This is a genomic window from Nostoc sp. (genome assembly GCF_036918015.1).
Classification (GTDB): Bacteria; Cyanobacteriota; Cyanobacteriia; order Cyanobacteriales; family Nostocaceae; genus Nostoc.
Genome location: NZ_JBALEO010000069.1, coordinates 62,252 through 82,163 on the forward strand (window position 1 = coordinate 62,252; position 19,912 = coordinate 82,163).

The 19,912-nt window shown below is 39.7% G+C and carries 6 protein-coding genes; all 6 read right to left on the bottom strand.

The features are described from left to right. Positions 1-4,656 (bottom strand): amino acid adenylation domain-containing protein, encoded by a 4,656-nt coding sequence (locus V7K61_RS17605; RefSeq protein WP_335055069.1) that lies wholly within the window; start codon positions 4,654-4,656, stop codon positions 1-3. Then, complete coding sequence (locus V7K61_RS17610) at positions 4,653-9,407, bottom strand: type I polyketide synthase (protein WP_335055308.1); 4,755 nt, start codon at positions 9,405-9,407, stop codon at positions 4,653-4,655. Before V7K61_RS17610 ends, V7K61_RS17605 begins: the two co-directional genes overlap by 4 nt. A gap of 35 nt (positions 9,408-9,442) precedes the next feature. Next, the gene (locus tag V7K61_RS17615; RefSeq protein ID WP_335055071.1) at positions 9,443-12,214 is read right to left on the bottom strand and encodes a non-ribosomal peptide synthetase; all 2,772 of its coding nucleotides are present in this window, start codon (positions 12,212-12,214) and stop codon (positions 9,443-9,445) included. 54 nt (positions 12,215-12,268) lie between these two features. Then, positions 12,269-13,525, bottom strand: coding sequence for a diaminobutyrate--2-oxoglutarate transaminase (ectB, locus tag V7K61_RS17620; protein WP_335055073.1), 1,257 nt, complete (start codon positions 13,523-13,525; stop codon positions 12,269-12,271). 216 nt (positions 13,526-13,741) lie between these two features. After that, positions 13,742-15,142: a condensation domain-containing protein gene (locus V7K61_RS17625; RefSeq protein WP_335055074.1), complete on the bottom strand. Its 1,401-nt coding sequence runs from the start codon at positions 15,140-15,142 to the stop codon at positions 13,742-13,744. Beyond that, positions 15,139-19,887 carry an amino acid adenylation domain-containing protein gene (locus V7K61_RS17630; protein ID WP_335055076.1) on the bottom strand — a complete coding sequence of 1,583 codons (4,749 nt, stop codon included), beginning with the start codon at positions 19,885-19,887 and terminating at the stop codon, positions 15,139-15,141. Before V7K61_RS17630 ends, V7K61_RS17625 begins: the two co-directional genes overlap by 4 nt. Positions 19,888-19,912: the final 25 nt, after the last annotated feature.

Below are 19,912 nucleotides of genomic sequence, written 5' to 3' on the forward strand. Positions count from 1 at the left end.
TTACATATCCCCCATAGCTGCTGTAATGGCATCGAGATCGGTTTGATCCCATTGGCTTTGCTGAAAATCTGCGAAATCGGAAGGGGTAAAACCACCTGCATTGGGAGATAGGCAATGAGCAATCAGCGATCGCAGTTCCTCAATAAACCTTTGAGCAAGTACTTCAATCGTGGTTTGTCGATGCAACTTATTACTGTAAGACCAACTCATTTCCAGATGTCCTTGATAAATACCACCGTTAATTTCTAATAAGTGAGTTCGTTTACTTTGCAAACTGCGAGTGGAACCAGTCGATTCCTTCGCGAAGCTAAATAAAGATGATTCTGGTAAAACTTGATCGAACTGTCCTAAATAGTTGAAAGCAACTTCAGCTTTTGATGAGGAAAATTTTTCAGCTATTTCCTGATCCTGACAAAGATAGCGGAGTAATCCATAGCCAATACCTCGATTTGGAATTGCTCGTAGCTGCTCTTTGATCGACTTCAAGACTTTTCCTTGCTCGTTGGTATTTTCTAGCTTTAGGTGTACTGGGAAAATAGTTGTGAACCAACCGATAGTCCTCGATAAGTCCACATCCTCAAAGATTTCTTCTCGCCCATGCCCTTCCAAATCAATTAGTAAAGAATTTTCTCCTGTCCACTGGTTAAACGTTAGTATCAGTGCTGTTAACAAGACATCATTAATTTGTGTCTGGTAGGCTGCTGGCACTTGTTGCAGCAAACTTTGGGTTTCTTCTACGGACAGCGATACTGATACTATAGAAGTGGTTTCTTCTATATTATTTCCATCAAGAAAATCTCTTGGTATAGACGAAACTAATTGATATTGTGTCGTCAGCCAAAAGTCTAGCTCTGAAAGTAGTACTGAAGCTTGTGCATATTTTTGGAGATGGCTAGACCATTGTTTGTAAGAAGTTGTTTTGGATGGCAACTTAATTACTTTGCCTTGACTAATTTGCTGGTAAGCTGTTTGAAAATCTTCAATTAAAATTCGCCAAGAGACACCATCAACAACTAAATGGTGAATAATCCACAGCAAGCGGTTGGGTTGATTGTCGCCCAAGTTGAAAAGCGCAACCTGGAATAACGGCCCTTGTGACAGATTTAAGCTGGCTTGCAGTTTAGTTGCTGCTGCTTCTATTGCTGGCGATTGTCGGTCTTTTGGCAGTGCTGAGAAATCAAAGTATGTCAGTGGTATGACATCATCAGGAATAACGATAAGTGCTTGAGTACTAAATTCATTTTCTATAAATCGTAAACGTAGTACATCATGATGTATTTGTAGAAACTTGATAATTTTCTCTAAAACTACAGGGTCAATATTCTGCTTGCTTTCTAAGAATACAGCTTGATTCCAGTGCTGTGGTTCTGGTTGCTTTTGTGCAAAAAACCAGTGCTGAATAGGTATTAGCTCTAGCGCTCCAGTTAAAACTCCTTGTTCAGCTTGAATTTTCTGAGTTGTACCAATTACTGTCGCTAATTGGGCAATAGTTTGGTACTGAAACATCTGTTTAGGAGTTAGGTGCAGCCCTGTTTGGTTGGCTTTGGATATTACTTGAAGGCTAAGAATCGAATCCCCACCTAATCCAAAAAAGTTATCGTTTATACTTATATTTTTCAGACCTAATACTTCTGTCCAGATCGCAGCCAACTGCTTTTCAACGGTTGTCTGCGGCGCTACTAGTTCTTTGTCTTCAGGTCTAGCTGTATCAGGTGTAGGTAGTGCCTTACGGTCAACCTTACCATTAGGTGTTAATGGTAGTGCTGATAATATGACAAAAGCTGCTGGCATCATATAGCTTGGCAACTTTGACTCCAGAAAGCCACGCAGTTCAGAAATCGTTAGCGTTTGCTCTATTTGTGGAACTATATAGGCAACTATTTGTTGAGAATCTACCTGTGAAAAATGAACCGCAACTACAGCTTCTTGGACTGCTGGGTATTCAAGAATAACTGCTTCAATTTCTAACAGTTCAATCCGAAAACCACGAACTTTTACTTGATAGTCAACGCGACCAATATATTCGATATCTCCATTGGGCAGATAGCGTGCCTGATCTCCAGTTTTATATAACCGTTCCCCTGGCAAGTTGGCGTAAGGATTAGGAATAAATTTATCCGCAGTCAGTTCTGCTTTGTTTAGATAACCACGGGCTAAACCTGCACCACCAATATACAACATTCCTGGTACACCTACAGGAACAGGTTGTAAATTTTGATCTAACAAATAAATCTGGGTGTTGTGAATCGGACGACCGATAGGTGGAGTGTTGCTAGTATCCTTATGTATCCAGGCAAAAGTTGAATAAGTTGTATCTTCTGAAGGCCCATATAGGTTAAATACTTTTTGTATATTATCTTGCTGATAAAGTTGTTGTACAAGTTTATTATGAAGTGGTTCACCTGCAACATTCACAATTTGCACTGACGCTGGGATTCCATCAGTTCTTAATAATTGTGAAATTACACTTGGGACAGTATTAATTAAGGTTACATCTAAAGCTGCTGACGAAGTTGGTAACAAGAGTGCGTTCTCAATTAAAATCACTTTGCCACCACAACACAGAGGAACAAACACCTCGAATACCGAAAGATCGAAGCAAATTGAGGTTGATGCCAAAACTCCTTGCATAGCTTCTATCGCAAAGGTTTTGTTTGCCCAATCCAACATTGCAACTGTGTTTGCGTGTTGAATCATTACACCTTTTGGTCTGCCTGTTGAACCAGAGGTATAGATGACATAAGCTAGGTTCTGACTAGTTACAAGAGATAATAAATTTTCCTGGGTTTGTTGGGCGATTGTCTGCCAATCGGTATCTAAACAAACCACTTTAGCTTTGTGTTGCGGTATCGCCTCAAGAAGCGACTCTTGAGTTAGCAACACTGGGGCTTGAGTATCTTCTAGTATAAATGCAATGCGTTCTTGGGGATAGCTGGGGTCTAATGGTATATATGCACCACCTGCTTTCAAGATGGCTAACAGCCCGATTACCATTAAGAGCGATCGCTCTACACAAATCCCAACTAATACTTCTGGTTTTACTCCTAAAGCTTGCAAATAGTGCGCTAGCTGATTCGCTCTGGCGTTGAGTTCGTGGTAGCTCAACTGTTCATCTTCAAATACTACTGCGATCGCATCAGGTGTGCGTTCTACTTGAGCCTCGAATAACTGATGGATGCATTGATCTTGAGGATAATTAACCTGAGTGTCATTCCACTCCACTAGCAATTGACGTTTCTCTGCTTCTGTTAGCAGTGATAATTCTGATAGTCGTAGTTTTGGATTGGCAATAATCTCTTTAAGTAATGTCTGGAAATGTCCAGCCATTCGCTTAATAGTACTTGACTCGAATAAATCTGTATTAAACTCTAGGCTAGCAAAAAGTTTTTGTGGTGTTTCTGTGATCTCTAGGGTCAAATCAAACTTGGCGCTACCATTATCAATTGTCAAGGGACTTATAGTCAAACCAGGCAACTCGAAAACTGACATTGGTGTATTCTGAAGCACAAACATTACTTGAAATACTGGCGTGTAGCTCAAGTTTCGTTGTGGTTGCAGTTCTTCTACTAGCTGCTCAAAAGGTAAATCTTGATGGGCGTAAGCTCCTAATAGCTTTGTTCGCACACAAGTTAGTAGATCCTCAAAGGTAGGATTACCTGCCAAATTAGTTCGCAGTGCAATTGTATTGGCAAAAAAACCAATTAATCCTTCTAACTCTGTGCGATCGCGGTTAGCAATGGGCGAGCCGACTACAATATCTTCACTACCCGTATAACGCCATAGTAGTATTTGAAAGGCTGCCAGCAGGGTCATAAATAAGGTACTTCCATGCTGCTGGCTCAGTTTATTTAAGGCTACATATAAATCATCAGATAACTCAAATGGATAGCTAGCACCCTGAAAGCTGCTAACAGCAGGTCGTGGGTAGTCAGTGGGTAACTCTAATAATTTTGGTGCGCCTTCTAACTGGTTTTTCCAATAAGATATTTGCGATTGTAGTAGTTCTCCTTGTAGCCGTTGTCGCTGCCAAGCTGCAAAGTCTACATACTGTATTGGCAGTTCTGAAAGCAAAGAAGGCTGCCCTTTCGAGAAGGCTTCGTAAAGTACTGCAACTTCTTGAGTCAGTACTCCCATTGACCATCCGTCAGAGATAATGTGGTGCATTGTGAACACTAGAATGTGTTCTATTTCTTTGAGACGCAACAAAGTAGCTCGCAGTAATGGAGCTTGGCTCAAATTAAAGGGTTGCTGAATTTCTTGTATAACTAACTTTTTAACTTCAGCTTCTTGCTCAACCTCAGATAATTCCTCCAAATTGATGGTAGGTAAATTCAAGCTTAAAGTAGGGATAATTACCTGAACAGGTTTTTCTTTCATCGTTGCGAAAGTAGTTCGCAAAACTTCGTGGCGTCGCACTATTTCATCCAGGGTTTGCAATAATGCAGCTTGATTCAGGAAACCTGTAAGACGCAAAGCTGCCGATATGTGATTAGCAAAGTTACCAGGTTGTAATTGGTCTATAAACCAAAGTCGTTGTTGACCAAAAGACATTGGAAAAGTCTGAAGCTGGCTAACCTTTTCTTGAAGTAGTTGTGCCAACAATTCACGTTTTTTTTCTGCTGAAATATCATTAACTATCTCGTGATTACTGGTCATTGTTCAGTTCCCTTTTCTGCTAACACCTTATTAAGCAGTAACTCTACTTCTTGGTCTGAAAGTTGATCGAGCTTTGCCAAGACCTGTTGCTCATTACTTTGCTCAATTCTTGGAATCATGTTGATGCTATACTTTTCTCCCGAACTTCGGGTCTGTTCAACCATTAATGCTTGATCGATGATAGTGGGTGCTTCAAAAAAGCTATGCAGAGACAGGTTTACTTGAAAATCTTGACGCAATCGAGAGAGAAGTTGAGTAGCTAATAGGGAATGTCCTCCCAAATCAAAAAAGCTATCATGAATACCTATTTGATTAATTCCCAGGATCTCTTGCCAGATTCGAGCAATAGTTCCTTCAATTTCATTATTAGGTGCAACATAATCATTACCTAGATTAGGCCGAGGATGGTTTGTTTGGGAAATACTAGCTGAAGCTGAGTTATCTTCCAGAAGTTTTAATCCTTCTTCCAGAAAATTGAGATAATGATTCTCCTTAATTACATCTGAGAAATTTTTTGTTGACACAACAACGTGAGGTAAGGCACTTCCCAAAATGCGATCAAAAGCATCAGCGCCTTCTTGGGGCATTATTGCTTCTTTTAATTCTTCTGCAACTATATCTTCCGCTAGATATTTGAGATTATCTGGTAACATAATCTCCGTTGCCATCCCTACTTCTTGCCAAGTATCCCAGTCGATTGATATTGTTAATCGTCCAGATTTGGAAACTTGATTATATGCATATACATCAAGAAATGCATTAGCCGCGCAATAATCTACCTGTCCAAATTCACCCAATATAGAACTTTGGGATGAACAAAGTACCAAGAAATCTAGATTAATATTCTGAAAAACTTGCTCTAGTAATATCGTTCCTCTAACTTTTGGTGCGAGTACCTTGCTTGCTATATCCGGGGTTTTAAGTTGGATGACACCGCCACCAGCAATACCTGCTGCGTGGATAACACCATTAATCACACCAAATTTTTCTATTGACTGAGCAATCACAGCCTGCATTTGTTCGGAATTAGTCACATCCGCGCTGATTACCAAAACTTCTGCACCAAGAGCCTCTAATACTTGGACTTTACAAATTATCCGGCTAACCCGATCTTGTCGATCGTGAGTTGCCAACCATTCTTGCCAATGATCTTTTTCGGGAATACTCTTTCGTCCAACTAGAACTAATCTAGCCTGCACTTTCTTTGCTAGATGTTCTGCTAATACTAAACCAATACCGCCTAGTCCACCAGTAATTAAGTAAACCCCTCCCTCCTTTAACTTAGTTTTATCAGCAGCTATGGTCTGTTCTAAATGCACAGGCTCGAAGGATTGAATCCAGCGATGATAACCACGGTAGGCAACTATGTCATCTGTTTGATCTGCTGTAAATTCGGCGATCAGATTGTCTAAAACATTTTGTCCTGGTAGGGTTTTTAAAGAATTGACTACTATATCAATATTACGGCAAGATATGTTTGAATATTCCTTGGGAATTACCTTACATGGCCCTAATACGGTTGCTTTAGAAGGGCATAATTTCTCCTCGCCAGTTACATCATATAAATTACTGGTGACTACCATCAGCTTCAGAGAATTGCTAATATCTTGTTTTCCTAAAGCCTGTGCTAAAAAAAGTAGACTCCAGAAACCGAGATGCTGACAATCTTCAAAAAATTGATGTTGTGTTTGTTCGTCTAGCTCTTGAGAGTGTAGAGTATCGTTGGGAGTAACGCCCCAAAAATGGGCAATCCTCTGGACAGTCCAATTCTGCTCTCGTAGTGTTTGAAGCAAGATATCATAATCATCTCTCTGTTGGGGATTAATTGTATATGTACAGTCACTAAGTTTCGCAAAATTATCTGCGACTTTGACGGTAATCACATCCTGACCTTGTTGTTTGAGTCTTTCTGCAATTTCTGATCCCACTCCATAGGTATCGACAAAAACTAACCAACATAACTTTTGTTCTACCAGCTTTTGTTTTTGGAAAAGCTCAAGCGGTGTAGATTCTCTCCAACGAGGAATGTAGAACCAGTCAGCAATATCTGGCTTCTTATCTAAGGTTTTTGACGACTTCATTGCCAGAAGTGCATTTCGATTTACCTCCAGCCAGTAACGCTTGCGCTCAAAAGGATAAGTAGGTAAGGGTACACGATGACGCTTTTCATCTACATAAAAACCAGACCAATCAATGTGAACTCCTACTGCCCAAAGTCTACCCAAGGTGTTGAGTAAAAATGCTACATCTGATTGTTGCTCTTGAGGATGCCGTATAGAGGCTAGCGCTATCAGTTCATCTGTTTGATGTTGTTTAGCCAAACTACTCAGTGTCCGTCCCGGGCCAATCTCCAACAGTATTTGCTCTGGCTGTTTGAGTAACTCTGTTACCCCTTGGCTAAAACGCACTGGCTGCCTTAAATGCCTCGCCCAATAGTTAGGGTCTGTCGCTTCTGCTACGGTAATCCAAGTTCCGCTAACATTGGACACAAAAGGAATTTTCGGAGGATTGAGTTTTATTTTTTGTAACGACCAAGTGAAAGCTTCAATGATGGGTTCCATCATTTGAGAATGAAAGGCGTGGGAAGTATCCAAATGTCTACAGCTTACACCTATTTGTTGTAGCTTCTGTTGCAATTGGTCTATCGCTTCTGTCGAACCAGACACCACGCAGGAAGAAGGTGCATTGCTTGCAGCCAGAGAGATTTCCTTTTCTAGTAGTTGTTCTACCTCTTGTTCTGGAAGCTGAACCGAGAGCATAGCACCACTAGGCAACTGCTGCATTAGTTTTCCGCGAGTAGCTACTATTGTCAAGGCATCTTCCAAAGAAAAAACTCCAGCCACAGTGGCAGCTACATACTCTCCTATACCGTGACCAATCATAGTCTCAGGACGCACGCCCCAGGCCATCAATAACTTGGCTAGAGCATACTCAAGCACAAACAAAGCTGGTTGAATAATTGCTGTTTGCTGCAACTTTTGTGCTGCTTCTTGAGTTTTTTCTTCACAGGGGTAGAAAATTGTACGTAGGTCTACTTCTAAGTGAGGTATGAGCAGCTCGCAGCAGTAATCAACTTGCTCTCTAAATACGGTTTCACTCTCGTATAATTCCCGACCCATATTTACATACTGCGAACCTTGTCCAGAAAACATAAACACAATCGAGCGATTACAAGGTTCTTGGTAATGGGTGAAAGCTATTTGAGGGTCTTGCAGTGCCTTGATTGCATCTTCTTGCTCTTGGCAAACTACCATTCGGCGATGGTTCAAAGTCCAGCGGCCCACTTGCAAAGTATGAGCAACATCAGCGAGATTTAAATCTGGATGCTCTTGGAGATAATTAGCCAGATTTTCTGTAGCAGTTTCCAGTGCTGTATCTGTTTTAGCTGAAAGTAATAATAACTGCCAAGATCGAGAAGGGCTAGAAGGTTTAATTATGGTCGCTTCTTCTAAAATTACATGGGCATTTGTCCCACCAAAACCAAAAGCACTAACTCCAGCACGACGAGGGGCGTCATTGCTTTTCCATTCAGACAATGTGTTGTTAACGTAAAAAGGACTGTTAGCAAAATCTATCTGGGGGTTAGGTTCTTCAAAGTTTAAGCTAGGTGGTATCTGTTTATGTTTGAGGGCTAAAACGGTTTTGATTAGACTTGCAACGCCAGCAGCTTCGTCCAAATGTCCAATATTGGTTTTCAAAGAACCGATCGCACAAAAACCCTTTTTCTGAGTTTTGCTGCGGAAAGCTTGTGTTAAAGCCGCAATTTCAACGGGGTCGCCTAGAGCAGTTGCAGTCCCGTGAGCCTCTATGTAGGTAATTGTTTCGGGTTCCACCTCAGCCATAATCTGAGCCGCTCTAATCACCTTTGCCTGACCATCAACGCCGGGTGCAGTGTAGCTAACTTTGTTTGCTCCATCATTATTAATGGCGGAACCTTTGATGACCGCATGGATGCAATCTCCATCTGCGATCGCTTCCTCTAAACGCTTTAAAACTACAACACCTAAACCTCTTCCTCTCGGACATCCTTTAGAATTGACATCAAAAGCACGGCAATGTCCATCAGGAGATGAAGTTCCATCTTGCTGATATATATAACCGACTGCTTCTGATATTGAGACTCCAGCCGCCAAAGCAACATCACACTCGCCACTAAGCAAACCTTGGCAGGCTAAATGTAAAGCAACCAATGAACTTGAACAGGTAGTTTGAACTGCATAACTTGGCCCCTGCAAGTTTAATTTATAAGAAGCAAATGTAACGGAAGCTCCAGAGGTTCCTTTCTCTATTTGTTGTTCACCAAGAGATTCTACAATTTCATAATTTGAATAAATATTACGTAAATAACCGCCAAAACTAGTACCAACATAAACTCCAATCGGCTGATTGTAAGCTTCGGAACTATAACCAGCATTTTCAAGTGCTGTCCATGCATGTTCCAAAAACAAACGGAGTCCGGGGTCCATAATTTCAGCTTCTCTGGGATTTATACCAAAGAATGAAGCATCAAACAAATCTATATCTTCAACTACACCCTCTGCCCTAACATAATAAGGGTTTGTCAGGTCGGCAGAATCTACACCTAAATCTTTTAGCTCTTGAGCGCTGAAATAATGAATCAACTCTACTCCGTCTCGGATATTTTGCCAAAATTGCTCAACATTTTGAGATTTGGGAAAACAGCCACTCATCCCAATAATAGCTATTTCTAAGCCTGTTTTTTCACTTAAGTAATCTACTGAATTAGGCATCATTTTTATCCTTTTAATTAATCTTTTATTCTGTTTTAAATAAATTGTTTTTTCTTTCGCAAGAGACTTTGTTTTAATCTAGCTTTCCCAGCTTCTAGATTTTCATTGATTTGATTACTTTCTGAAGCAAATACTTCATCAATATTATCTTTTTGACTTAAATACTGTGATAAAGAATTTATAGTCGGATATTTAAAAAGGTCAGTTATAGCTAAATCCGCTTTCAAAAGTTCTCGCACTTTGCTATAAACCTGAAGTACATTTAGCGAATGACCACCGAGGTCAAAAAAGTTATCTTTAATGCCAACTTTCTCCACCTTAAGTACTTTTTGCCAAATATCAGCAACCGTCCGCTCGATCTCATTTCGCGGAGACACGTAAGCTGTTTCTAGTTCTGGACGAAGATTATCTGGTTTAGGCAGAGCTTTACGGTCTACTTTACCGCTTGGTGCTAGCGGTAGATTTTTCAGTACTACAAAGGCAGAAGGAATCATGTGGTCAGGTAATTTTCCCTTCAAGAAGCTACGGAGTTCGCTAATACTAGGAACTACTTCTGTCTTCGCAACCACATAGGCAACTAATTGCACGTTATCTGCTTGCTCCTGTTGAACCACAACTACATTTTCACGTACATTCGGATGCTGACCTAAAAATGTCTCAATTTCTCCAAGTTCAACCCGAAAACCACGAATTTTCACTTGATGGTCAATACGTCCAAGGAATTCGATGTTCCCATCAGTCAGCCACCTTCCTAAATCTCCAGTCTTATAAATTACATCTCTGCGATTATCAGGTAGGCTGTTTATGGTATCTGTAAACGGGTTAGGAACAAAGCTTAAATTGGTTTTTTCTTCGTTTTTCCAATACCCATCACCTACACCAATTCCCGATACACAGATTTCTCCGGGAACACCAATGGGTAATAGCTGCATTTCTTCATCCAGAATGTAGAGATTTAAGTTTGCTAATGGTTTACCAATTGGAACTGTTCGCTGATTTTCTGGCAAAGGTTTGTTAACGATAAACTGGGTGATATCATCAGCAGCTTCGGTAGGGCCATAAGCATTAGCAATTCTGATATGGGGGTATATCTCAAGCCACTTATTTACCCATTTAACCGATACAGATTCACCCGATAATATCATCCATTTTAAATCTGGTAATACCCGTTCATGGTTTGGTAATTGGGAAGCATATTCAAGTAAGCCTCCAAATAATGTTGGTACTAATTCAACAACAGTAATTTTTTCTGATTTAAGTACTGCAAATAATTGTTCGGGAATCGCAACAGTTTCGATATCTACAATTATAGTCTTTCCACCAATTAAAAGTGGTGCCAAAAATTGCCATACAGAAATATCTGTTGAAGAAGGAGCGCTTTGGAGAAAACAAAATTCCGACCTTAACTCCAACTCATCAAATTGAGCATAAATATGATTTATTGCACCATCATGTCTAACAATTGCCCCTTTAGATAATCCTGTAGAGCCTGAAGTATAAAGCATATAAGCTGGGGTGACAGCATCATTCAGATGTTCTAGATTGTCATGAGGTAGCTGGTCAAAATCACACTTGCTATATATTTTAAGCTCTGTTTTATTAGCCCATAGTTTAGTCCTATTCAAGACATCATCTAAACAAATAATAGATGATAATTGCGAATCATCTTCTACCAAGTCTGATAAGGAATTTAATAGCGAACAATCTGTTAGTATAAATTTAACTTCGCTATTAGATAGCATATATTTAATTCGATCTGGTGGATAAGTACTATCAATCGGTATATATGCCCCACCTGCCTTGTAGACAGCAAGGATAGCAACCAGGAAATTGATATCGCGAGCTTTAAAAATGCCTACAAACTCTCCTTTAGAAACTCCTATTTTCCGCAGTAATCCAGCTATTTGATTAGCTTTTATATTTATTTCTTCATAGGTTAATTTAGTGGATTTATGAACGACAGCTATCTTGTTTGGAGTTTGAGATACCTGATTTTCAAATAATTTATTTATTGTCTGATCGACTGGATATTCTTTAGTCTTATTGTTATATTTTTTCAACAACTGATGTTTATCAAATTCTTTCAAAAATAGAATATCTGATATTCTATTATTCAAGTTATTGATAATACTCTCAAGACCATTAGTATAATACCTAATCATCAATTTTATATTTTCATCTTTAAACAGATGTTCTTTATACTCAATATTGGCAATAATACCTTCACCATTAACTGAAAAAGAAATTGTTATGTCATTATTAAGTTGATTTAAATCTTTTTTACTATGAATATTTTCTAATAAAACTACTATGTCAAAAAGTGGGCAACGATTAGGGCTTGCTGGTAGCTCTAACAACTTAATTAACTCATTAAAATTATAGTTCTGATTGTTGAAAGCACCGATAATTGCATCTTTGACTTCAAAAGTAAAATCTTTGAATGAAAGTTGACGTGTTACCTGAGTCCGCAAGGGAATGACTTTGCTATTTACGCAACCTGTACCACTTTCTTCATATATAGGTATTCCAATAATAACATCATTATTCCGAGTATATTTTTGTAGCAATATATTCAATGCAGACACTAATATCAAGTATGTTGAAAAATAAGAACCTTTAGCTAGCTTAATGATTGCTTTAGATAAATCATTTGATAAGTCAAAGCTAAGAGATTTGTTTCTATCAGTAGGAAATGAAGGTCTTACATAGTCCAGCATTAGATTTGTTTCTGGTAGTTCTCCTGATAACTTATTTATCCAATAAATTTTTTGAGATAATAAGTCATTCGAGTGTGATTTTGTACTCATATTCTTTTCCTGATAATAAATTACTTTCTGAATTATGAATATTAGTATGCCAATTTAATTTGACATGCAGTCATTAAAAGCTTCTTTGATAATTGAACAACCTTTTTCTAAGGTAGACATATCAATTACCAAAGGGGGTAAAATTTTAATTACAGTATCATTTCTACCTGCGCGTTCAACTATTAATCCTAGCTCAAAACAACGCGATGTTATACTTTTAGCAAAAATATTGCCGCCAAAATTTTTTAAATCAATACCCCAAATCATACCAATTCCACGTATTGCTATCTTTTCACTAATTGGTGCTATTTGTTGAGTAAGAAAATTTTTCAAAAAAAGTTCTTTGGCTTTGACATCCTGTTCGAGATTGCTACTTTCTCTATACTCTAGAGCCGCTGTTGCTCCTATAAATGCCAATTGATTACCCCGAAAAGTACCATTATGCTCACCTGGTTCCCATATATCCAATTCTGGTTTAATCAATAATAGTGACATTGGAAACCCGTACCCACTAATAGATTTAGAAAGTACTACCATATCGGGAACAATATCTGCTCTTTCAAAGGAAAAGAAAGAGCCTGTTCGACCACAGCCGACCTGAATATCATCGCAGATTAATAAAATATCATTCTCGTCACATAACCTTCTTAGTCTTTGCATCCACTCAATGGGAGCTACAACAACTCCACCTTCAGCTTGAACTGTTTCAAAGATTATTGCTGCTGGTTTTTCAATTCCAGAGTTGACATCATTTAAAACAGAATTTATATATTCTATTGTGTCAAAACTTTCCATGAATCCATAAGGATAAGGCATGAAATTTACATTACTTGATGTACCAATTGCGCCTGCTCTAATTCCGATGTTGCCACTAATCGATAGGCTGCCTAAAGTCATTCCATGATATGCTCCCATGAAGGAGAATATGCCTGTTCTTCGTTTTACTTTTCTTGCTAATTTTAAAGCAGCTTCAACTGCATTTGTTCCTGTTGGCCCACAAAATTGAATGCGATAATCTAGTTTTGTTGAACTTAGTACCACCTCATCAAACTTGGCTAAAAATTTCTCCTTAGCCGAAGTATACATATCCAAACCATGTGTTATTCCATCGGCATCTAAATATGAGATCACCTTTTCTTTGATATAGTCGTGATTATGTCCATAATTTAAAGCACCTGCTCCTGCTAAAAAATCAATATATTCTTCACCTGATTCAGAATAAATTATAGAACCTTTAGCTCTATGAAAGATGGCGGTAAAATTGCGGCAATAGCTTCTGACGTTTGATTCACGCTTTTCAAATATATTCATGAGTTTTCTATTTGAATTACAAAATACATTAATTAATCTGGTATTGCTGAATTTGGGGTTTTCCTTCAAAAGACTCTTCGGGTCTATAGGAGCGATCGCTAAAAGCCAAAAACCCCTTCGTCTTCTCTAATTAGAGATAAATCAATATCAAAATACTGGAAATTAAATTTGGTGTTTTTTTTGTTAACTTTGATTTTTTAAGCTTTATTTAGCCATTTAATTGGTGGAAACAAAATCAAAATCCAATGACATTTCTGTTTCTAACATTGATAATTTAATATGGGGCTTTTGCTCGGTAAGTAACAATAACTCCTGAAGACGTACTTGAGGATTTGTCACCACGCCTTCGAGCAATATTTTTAAATGCTCTAATATATTAATGATTGTTGCACCATCAAAGCGGCGAAAATCATAATTAATTCCAATCGTCAGTTCTGAACCAGGATACCCAACTATAGTTAGAGGATAGTTAGTTTTGTAATATTCAGTTTTCTCAGAGATGTTTAGACTCCCCCATTCTTCCAGAAATTTACCTGTTTTTTGGTTCTCGAACACTACTATGCTCTCAAACAAGGTTACATTACCCCGAACTTCGCTGCACTTTTGAATATCTACCAATGGATAATATTCATATTCACGAATATCTATTAACTGATTTTGCAATTCCTGAAGCCAAGGTAATAAATACTCATGCATATTTACCTTGATGTTTACTGGTAAGGTATTAACCATTTCCCCTACCATTGACTCCGAACCTTCTAAATCTACTGGACGACCAGAAGTAGTACAGCCATAGACTACATCATTTTTGCCGCTGTAGTGATACAGAAGTATAGCCCAAGCTCCCTGAACGAGGGTACTCATAGTGAGGTGATGCTGTCTTGCTAATAAATATAGATTCTTAGTCGTTGCTTCCGATAGACTGATTTTTATATCCTCGTACCGTTGTTCTAAGTTGGACAAGTTCTTTGACTCTAAATTTCTTAGGGGAGTAGCCTCTTTGACTCCATGAAGATGCTGTCGCCAGAAATCCTCTGCTTTTGATGAATCCTGCTGTTTGAGCCATTTGATATAATCTTTAAAGCTACTGCCATCTGCTAAGGATGCATCCTCACCCTGACAATAAGCTTCATAAATTTCAATCACATCATTTAATACCAATGGATATGACCAACCATCAAGAACGATCAGGCTGCTACTCCAAATAAGATAGTAAGCGTGTTCTTGAATCTGGATGATAGCCACACGCATTAGAGGTGCTTGGGAAAAATCAAAACGTCGGAGGCGATCGCTGTTGAGAAAAGACTGTAAACGCTCTTGCTGTTCTAATGGATTGATTTCCTGCCAATCTTGGTATTCTACAGGTACTTCTACTTGGCGATGCACAACTTGTAGTGGTTTATCCAATTCTTCCCAATAGAAGCTAGTACGCAACATTGTGTGTCGGGTTGCTACTTGCTGCCAAGCATATTCAAAAGCCGCAAGGTTCAAATTGCCACTAAAGGTGTAGACAGACTGTGCATGGTATAGCTCCATTTCTGGAGCGTGCAAACTGTGAAAAAGCATACCATGCTGTATCGGAGATAGTGGATATATATCTTGGATATCTTCTTTCATGTTGTTTTATTTTTACTCCCTCGGTTGATTTTCTCTAAAAACCGATCAAGGTCTTGTTGAACCAAGTCTGCTTCTGGAAAATCAGAAGGTGTATATCCTCTGTCTTCAGGGGATTGACAATGAGTCACGAGTACTTGCAATGCTTCTAAAAACTCTTGCGCTAATCGTTCGATAGTACTTCGTCGATGTATTTTTTCGCTGTACGCCCAATTCACTCTCAACTGCTTATCAATTACCAAAGCATTGATATCTAGCATATAAGCCTCGCAATTCTCCGAACTGCGCGTTTGTCCTTGAGACTTCTGAGAGATTCTAAATATTGATGAGTCCGAAAATGTTTGATCGAACTGACCTAAGTAATTGAAGACGACCTCAGCTTGGGGAAGCGATCGCAGTGCCTCTACTCTTGTAGTATCATGACTTAGGTAACGTAGTACACCATAGCCCATTCCCTTATTTGGAATGCCCCGCAGCTGCTCTTTTACCACTTTCAACGCCTCTACGGGATCAGACGTTTTTCCTAAATCTAATAGTACAGGAAAAATAGAGGTTAACCAACCCAATGTGCGTGAAAAATCTACATCATCGAAAATTTCTTCCCGCCCATGACCTTCCAGAGCCAACAACAGAGAACTATTGCCAGTCCATTGAGAAAAAGCCTGTACTAGTGCCGTGAGCAAAATATCGTTAATTTGCGTATTGTAAGCTTTTGGTACTTCTTTTAGCAAGGCTTGAGTCTGTTCCACAGTCAGAAAAATTGAGATGTTCCGAACTTGCTCCACAGTATTGTCGCCGTCAGAAAAATCGACTGGTAAAGGAGCAATCTTCTGCCAAGACGGACTCAGCCAATAGTCCCATTCTTGCTGGAGGGTAGCTGATTGTGCATATTCCTGTAAGCATTGCGACCAATATTTAAACGAGGTTGTCTTTGCTGGCAGTTGCGCTTTCTTGCCTTGACTTAACTGTTGGTATACTGTTTCTAAATCCTCCAGTAAAATCCGCCAAGAAACCCCATCTACGGCTAAATGGTGAATGACTATCAGCAAATGGCTTGGTTGCTGCCCTAAGTCGAACAGAGCAACTCGGATCAATGGGCCTGTTGAGAGATTAAGACTCGCTTGTAATTTGGTAGCAGCTGTTTCGATGGCTAGTTCTTGTTCGCTTGCTGATAGGGCAGAGAAATCCAAGTGTATCCAGGGTACTTCTGCATCAGGGCTGGCTATAACCTGCTGCCAGCTAGACTCTGTTTGTTCAAAGCGTAAGCGGAGAGCATCATGGTGTAACAGCAGTTGCTGTACGGATTTTTCTAATACATCTAGGTCAAGAACTTGTTTAACTTCTAGTAAGACTGCTTGGTTCCAGTGGTGGGGTTCGAGTAGATTCTGTTCAAAAAACCAGTATTGTATTGGTGTCAGAGAAGCTAAACCTGTAATCAATCCTTGTTCAGCTTGTTTTACCTTTTTCGCAACTGCGACACTTGCCAAACCAGCAACTGTTTGATGTTGAAATAACTGTTTAACTGCCAGTTTTAGACCAGCCTGGTTAGCTCTGGTGATAACTACAATGGCAAGGATGGAATCACCACCTAACTCAAAAAAGTTATCGAAAATACCCACTTTATCCACACCAAGCACTTCTGCCCAAATTTCAGCCAGCTTGGCTTCTACGAAATTACGAGGTGTTACTAGCTCTTTGCCTAATTCAGGTCTTGCTGTATCAGGTACAGGTAGTGCCTTGCGATCAACCTTGCCATTAGGTGTTAATGGTAACGCTTCTAGGCTGACAAAAGCAGATGGTACCATGTAGGGTGGCAACTTTGACTCTAAGAAGCTACGTAGTTCAGGAATTGCCAGTGTTTGCTCTTTTTGAGGAACTACATAGGCGACTAAACGTTTAGAATTTACCGATTCTTCGCTGACTACAACTACAGTTTCTTTTACTGCTGGGTATTGGTTGATCGCTACTTCAATTTCGCCGAGTTCAATGCGAAAACCGCGTATTTTTACTTGGTGATCGATACGTCCAAGGTACTCAATATTACCATCTGCTAAATAACGAGCCAGATCCCCGCTCTTGTATAGGCGTGCGCCCGGCTTGTTGCTGAAAGGATCGGAAACAAACTTAGCTAAAGTCAGATCAATATTATTGATATAGCCTCGTCCGACTCCTTCACCACCAACATATAGTTCGCCGACCATACCCACCGGCAAAGGCTTGAGGTTTTCATCTAATATGTATACTTTGGCATTATGGATCGGTTTCCCAATCGGTACTAATTTTTCTAGCCATTGTTCTGGTTGAGCAACCCGATAAGCGGCACAGATGTCTGTACACTCGGTCGGGCCGTAAGTGTTGACAATTTGTGTTGTGCAGGGAATAGAGTCGAGCCATACCTTGAGCCTAGAGATTGAAATCGGTTCACCACCCAAAAATACATACTTCAACGTCTTCTTCATACACAAGCTTTTATCACCTTGATCTATCAATGGATAAAAGGCGCTCGGAGTGCAGTTGAGCCACGTCACTTGTTTGTTACAAACAGACTCAGCGATTTGTGCAGCGTCATAGCATCCAGATGATAAAAGGTGCAACTCACCTCCAACGAGTAAAGGAGCATAAATATTCTTCTGCGTCAAATCAAAACTCAAAGAAGATATCAGTAAAACACGGTCATTGCAGGTAAAATCGAATTCCGTCACAAACCAATTCATCAGGTTTGCAAAGCTTCGCTGATAGACTCCTGCACCCTTGGGTTTACCTGTTGATCCAGAGGTGTAGATCGCATACATTAAATTGTCTGGTGTGACACCACTGACTTGATTTTCTGGGCAATGTTTGGCAATAGTTTCGCAATCTGCGTCGAAACAAATCACATCCCCTTTGTACTTCGATAACCGCTCTGCTAGCCGTTTATGAGTCAACAAAACGAATATGTCGGCATTCTCTAGCATGAAGGACAAACGTTCCGGTGGATACATCGGATCTAGCGGTACATACGCACCACCCGCTTTGAGGATTGCTAATAGTCCGATAACCATATCGAGCGATCGCTCTACACAAATCCCCACCAGCACCTCTGGTTTTACTCCTAAAGCTTGCAAATAATGGGCTAGTTGATTTGCTCTGGTGTTGAGTTCACAGTAGGTCAACTGTTCATCTTCAAATACTACTGCTATAGAATCAGGTGTGCGTTCTACTTGCGCTTCAAATAACTGATGAATGCATAGCTGTTGAGAATACTCAACTTCTGTATTATTCCATTCCCGCAGCAATTGATGCCGTTCAGAATCAATTAACAGTGGTAACTCCGACAAATTTTGCTGTGGATTAGCAACAACTCCTTCAAGCAAGGTTTGCAAATGACCCGCCATTCGATGTATCGTCTTTTCTTCAAATAAATCAGTATTGTATTCTAAGCTTCCAACTAGTCCCTCCTCTGTTTCTGTCATTTGTAGGGTTAAATCAAACTTGGCACTATCACTATTGCTTTCTAAGGGAGTTAAAGTCAAACCAGGGAACTCTAACGCAGACATCGGTGCATTCTGAAGCACAAACATCACTTGAAATAATGGTGTATAGCTTAAGTCTCGCTGTGGTTGCAGTTGCTCAACTAACAACTCAAAAGGCAAATCCTGATGTGCATAAGCTCCTAACGCTACTTCCCGCACCCTTTTTAGTAGCTCTTCAAAGCTGGGATTTCCTGCCAGGCTAGTTCTCAATACCAAAGTATTGACAAAAAATCCAATTAACCCTTCTATCTCTGTTCGGTTGCGGTTAGCGATCGGTGAACCGATCACAATATCTTCCTTACCCGTATAACGCCATAGCAGTGTTTGGAAACCTGCTAACAGAGTCATAAATAAAGTACTTCCCTGCTGCTCACTTAATTTATTTAGGGATGTGGATAATTCTAAAGATAACTTAAATAAGTAGGTTGCACCCCGGAAAGTCTGAATTGCTGGTCTTGGGTGATCTGTAGGTAATTCTAATACTTTTGGTGCATTCTCTAAATGCTTAAGCCAATAAGATATCTGAGTTTCGAGTACTTCTCCTTGCAGCCATTGTTTTTGCCAAACCGCGAAGTCTACATACTGTATTGGCAGTGCAGGTAACGGTGAGGGTTGTCCATTACAGAAGGCTTGATAAAGTGTCGCCAATTCGCGCACCATAACACCTATCGACCAACCGTCAGAGACAATGTGGTGCATTGTCAATAATAATATGTATTCTTGTTTACTAATTTTCAATAGCTTTGCTCTCAGCAACAAGTCGCTGTTGAGAGCAAAAGGTTTTTGTGCTTCTTGAGAAGCCTGTTGTCTGACTTCAGTTTCTTGTTGATTTAAAGGTAATTCGCTAATATCAAATATTGGTAATGTTAAGGGCATCGCTTCAGAAAGGACAGATATTGCTTGCCCTTCTATTGTTTGGAAATTGGTTCGCAACGCTTCATGGCGACTGATAATTTCGTTGAAACTTTGTTGCAATGCTTCTAGATTCAATTGTCCCTGTAGGCGAACAGCAGCAGGGATGTTGTAGAAAGGACTGTTTGGTTCTAACTGGGCCAAAAACCATAAGCGTTGTTGAGCAAAGGATAGGGGAGCAGGACTTATTTGGGAACGTTTTGGAATAACTTCTAATTGTAAGTCAGAGTCAATTTCACCTTGTAAGCGCTTTTTAAGAAGCTCTTGCTGTACGAGTGAAAGCTTTGACCGTCGTTTTAAAACTTCATCTTTTTTTGTGTCCATAATCTCCCCTATCGAACTACGAGAA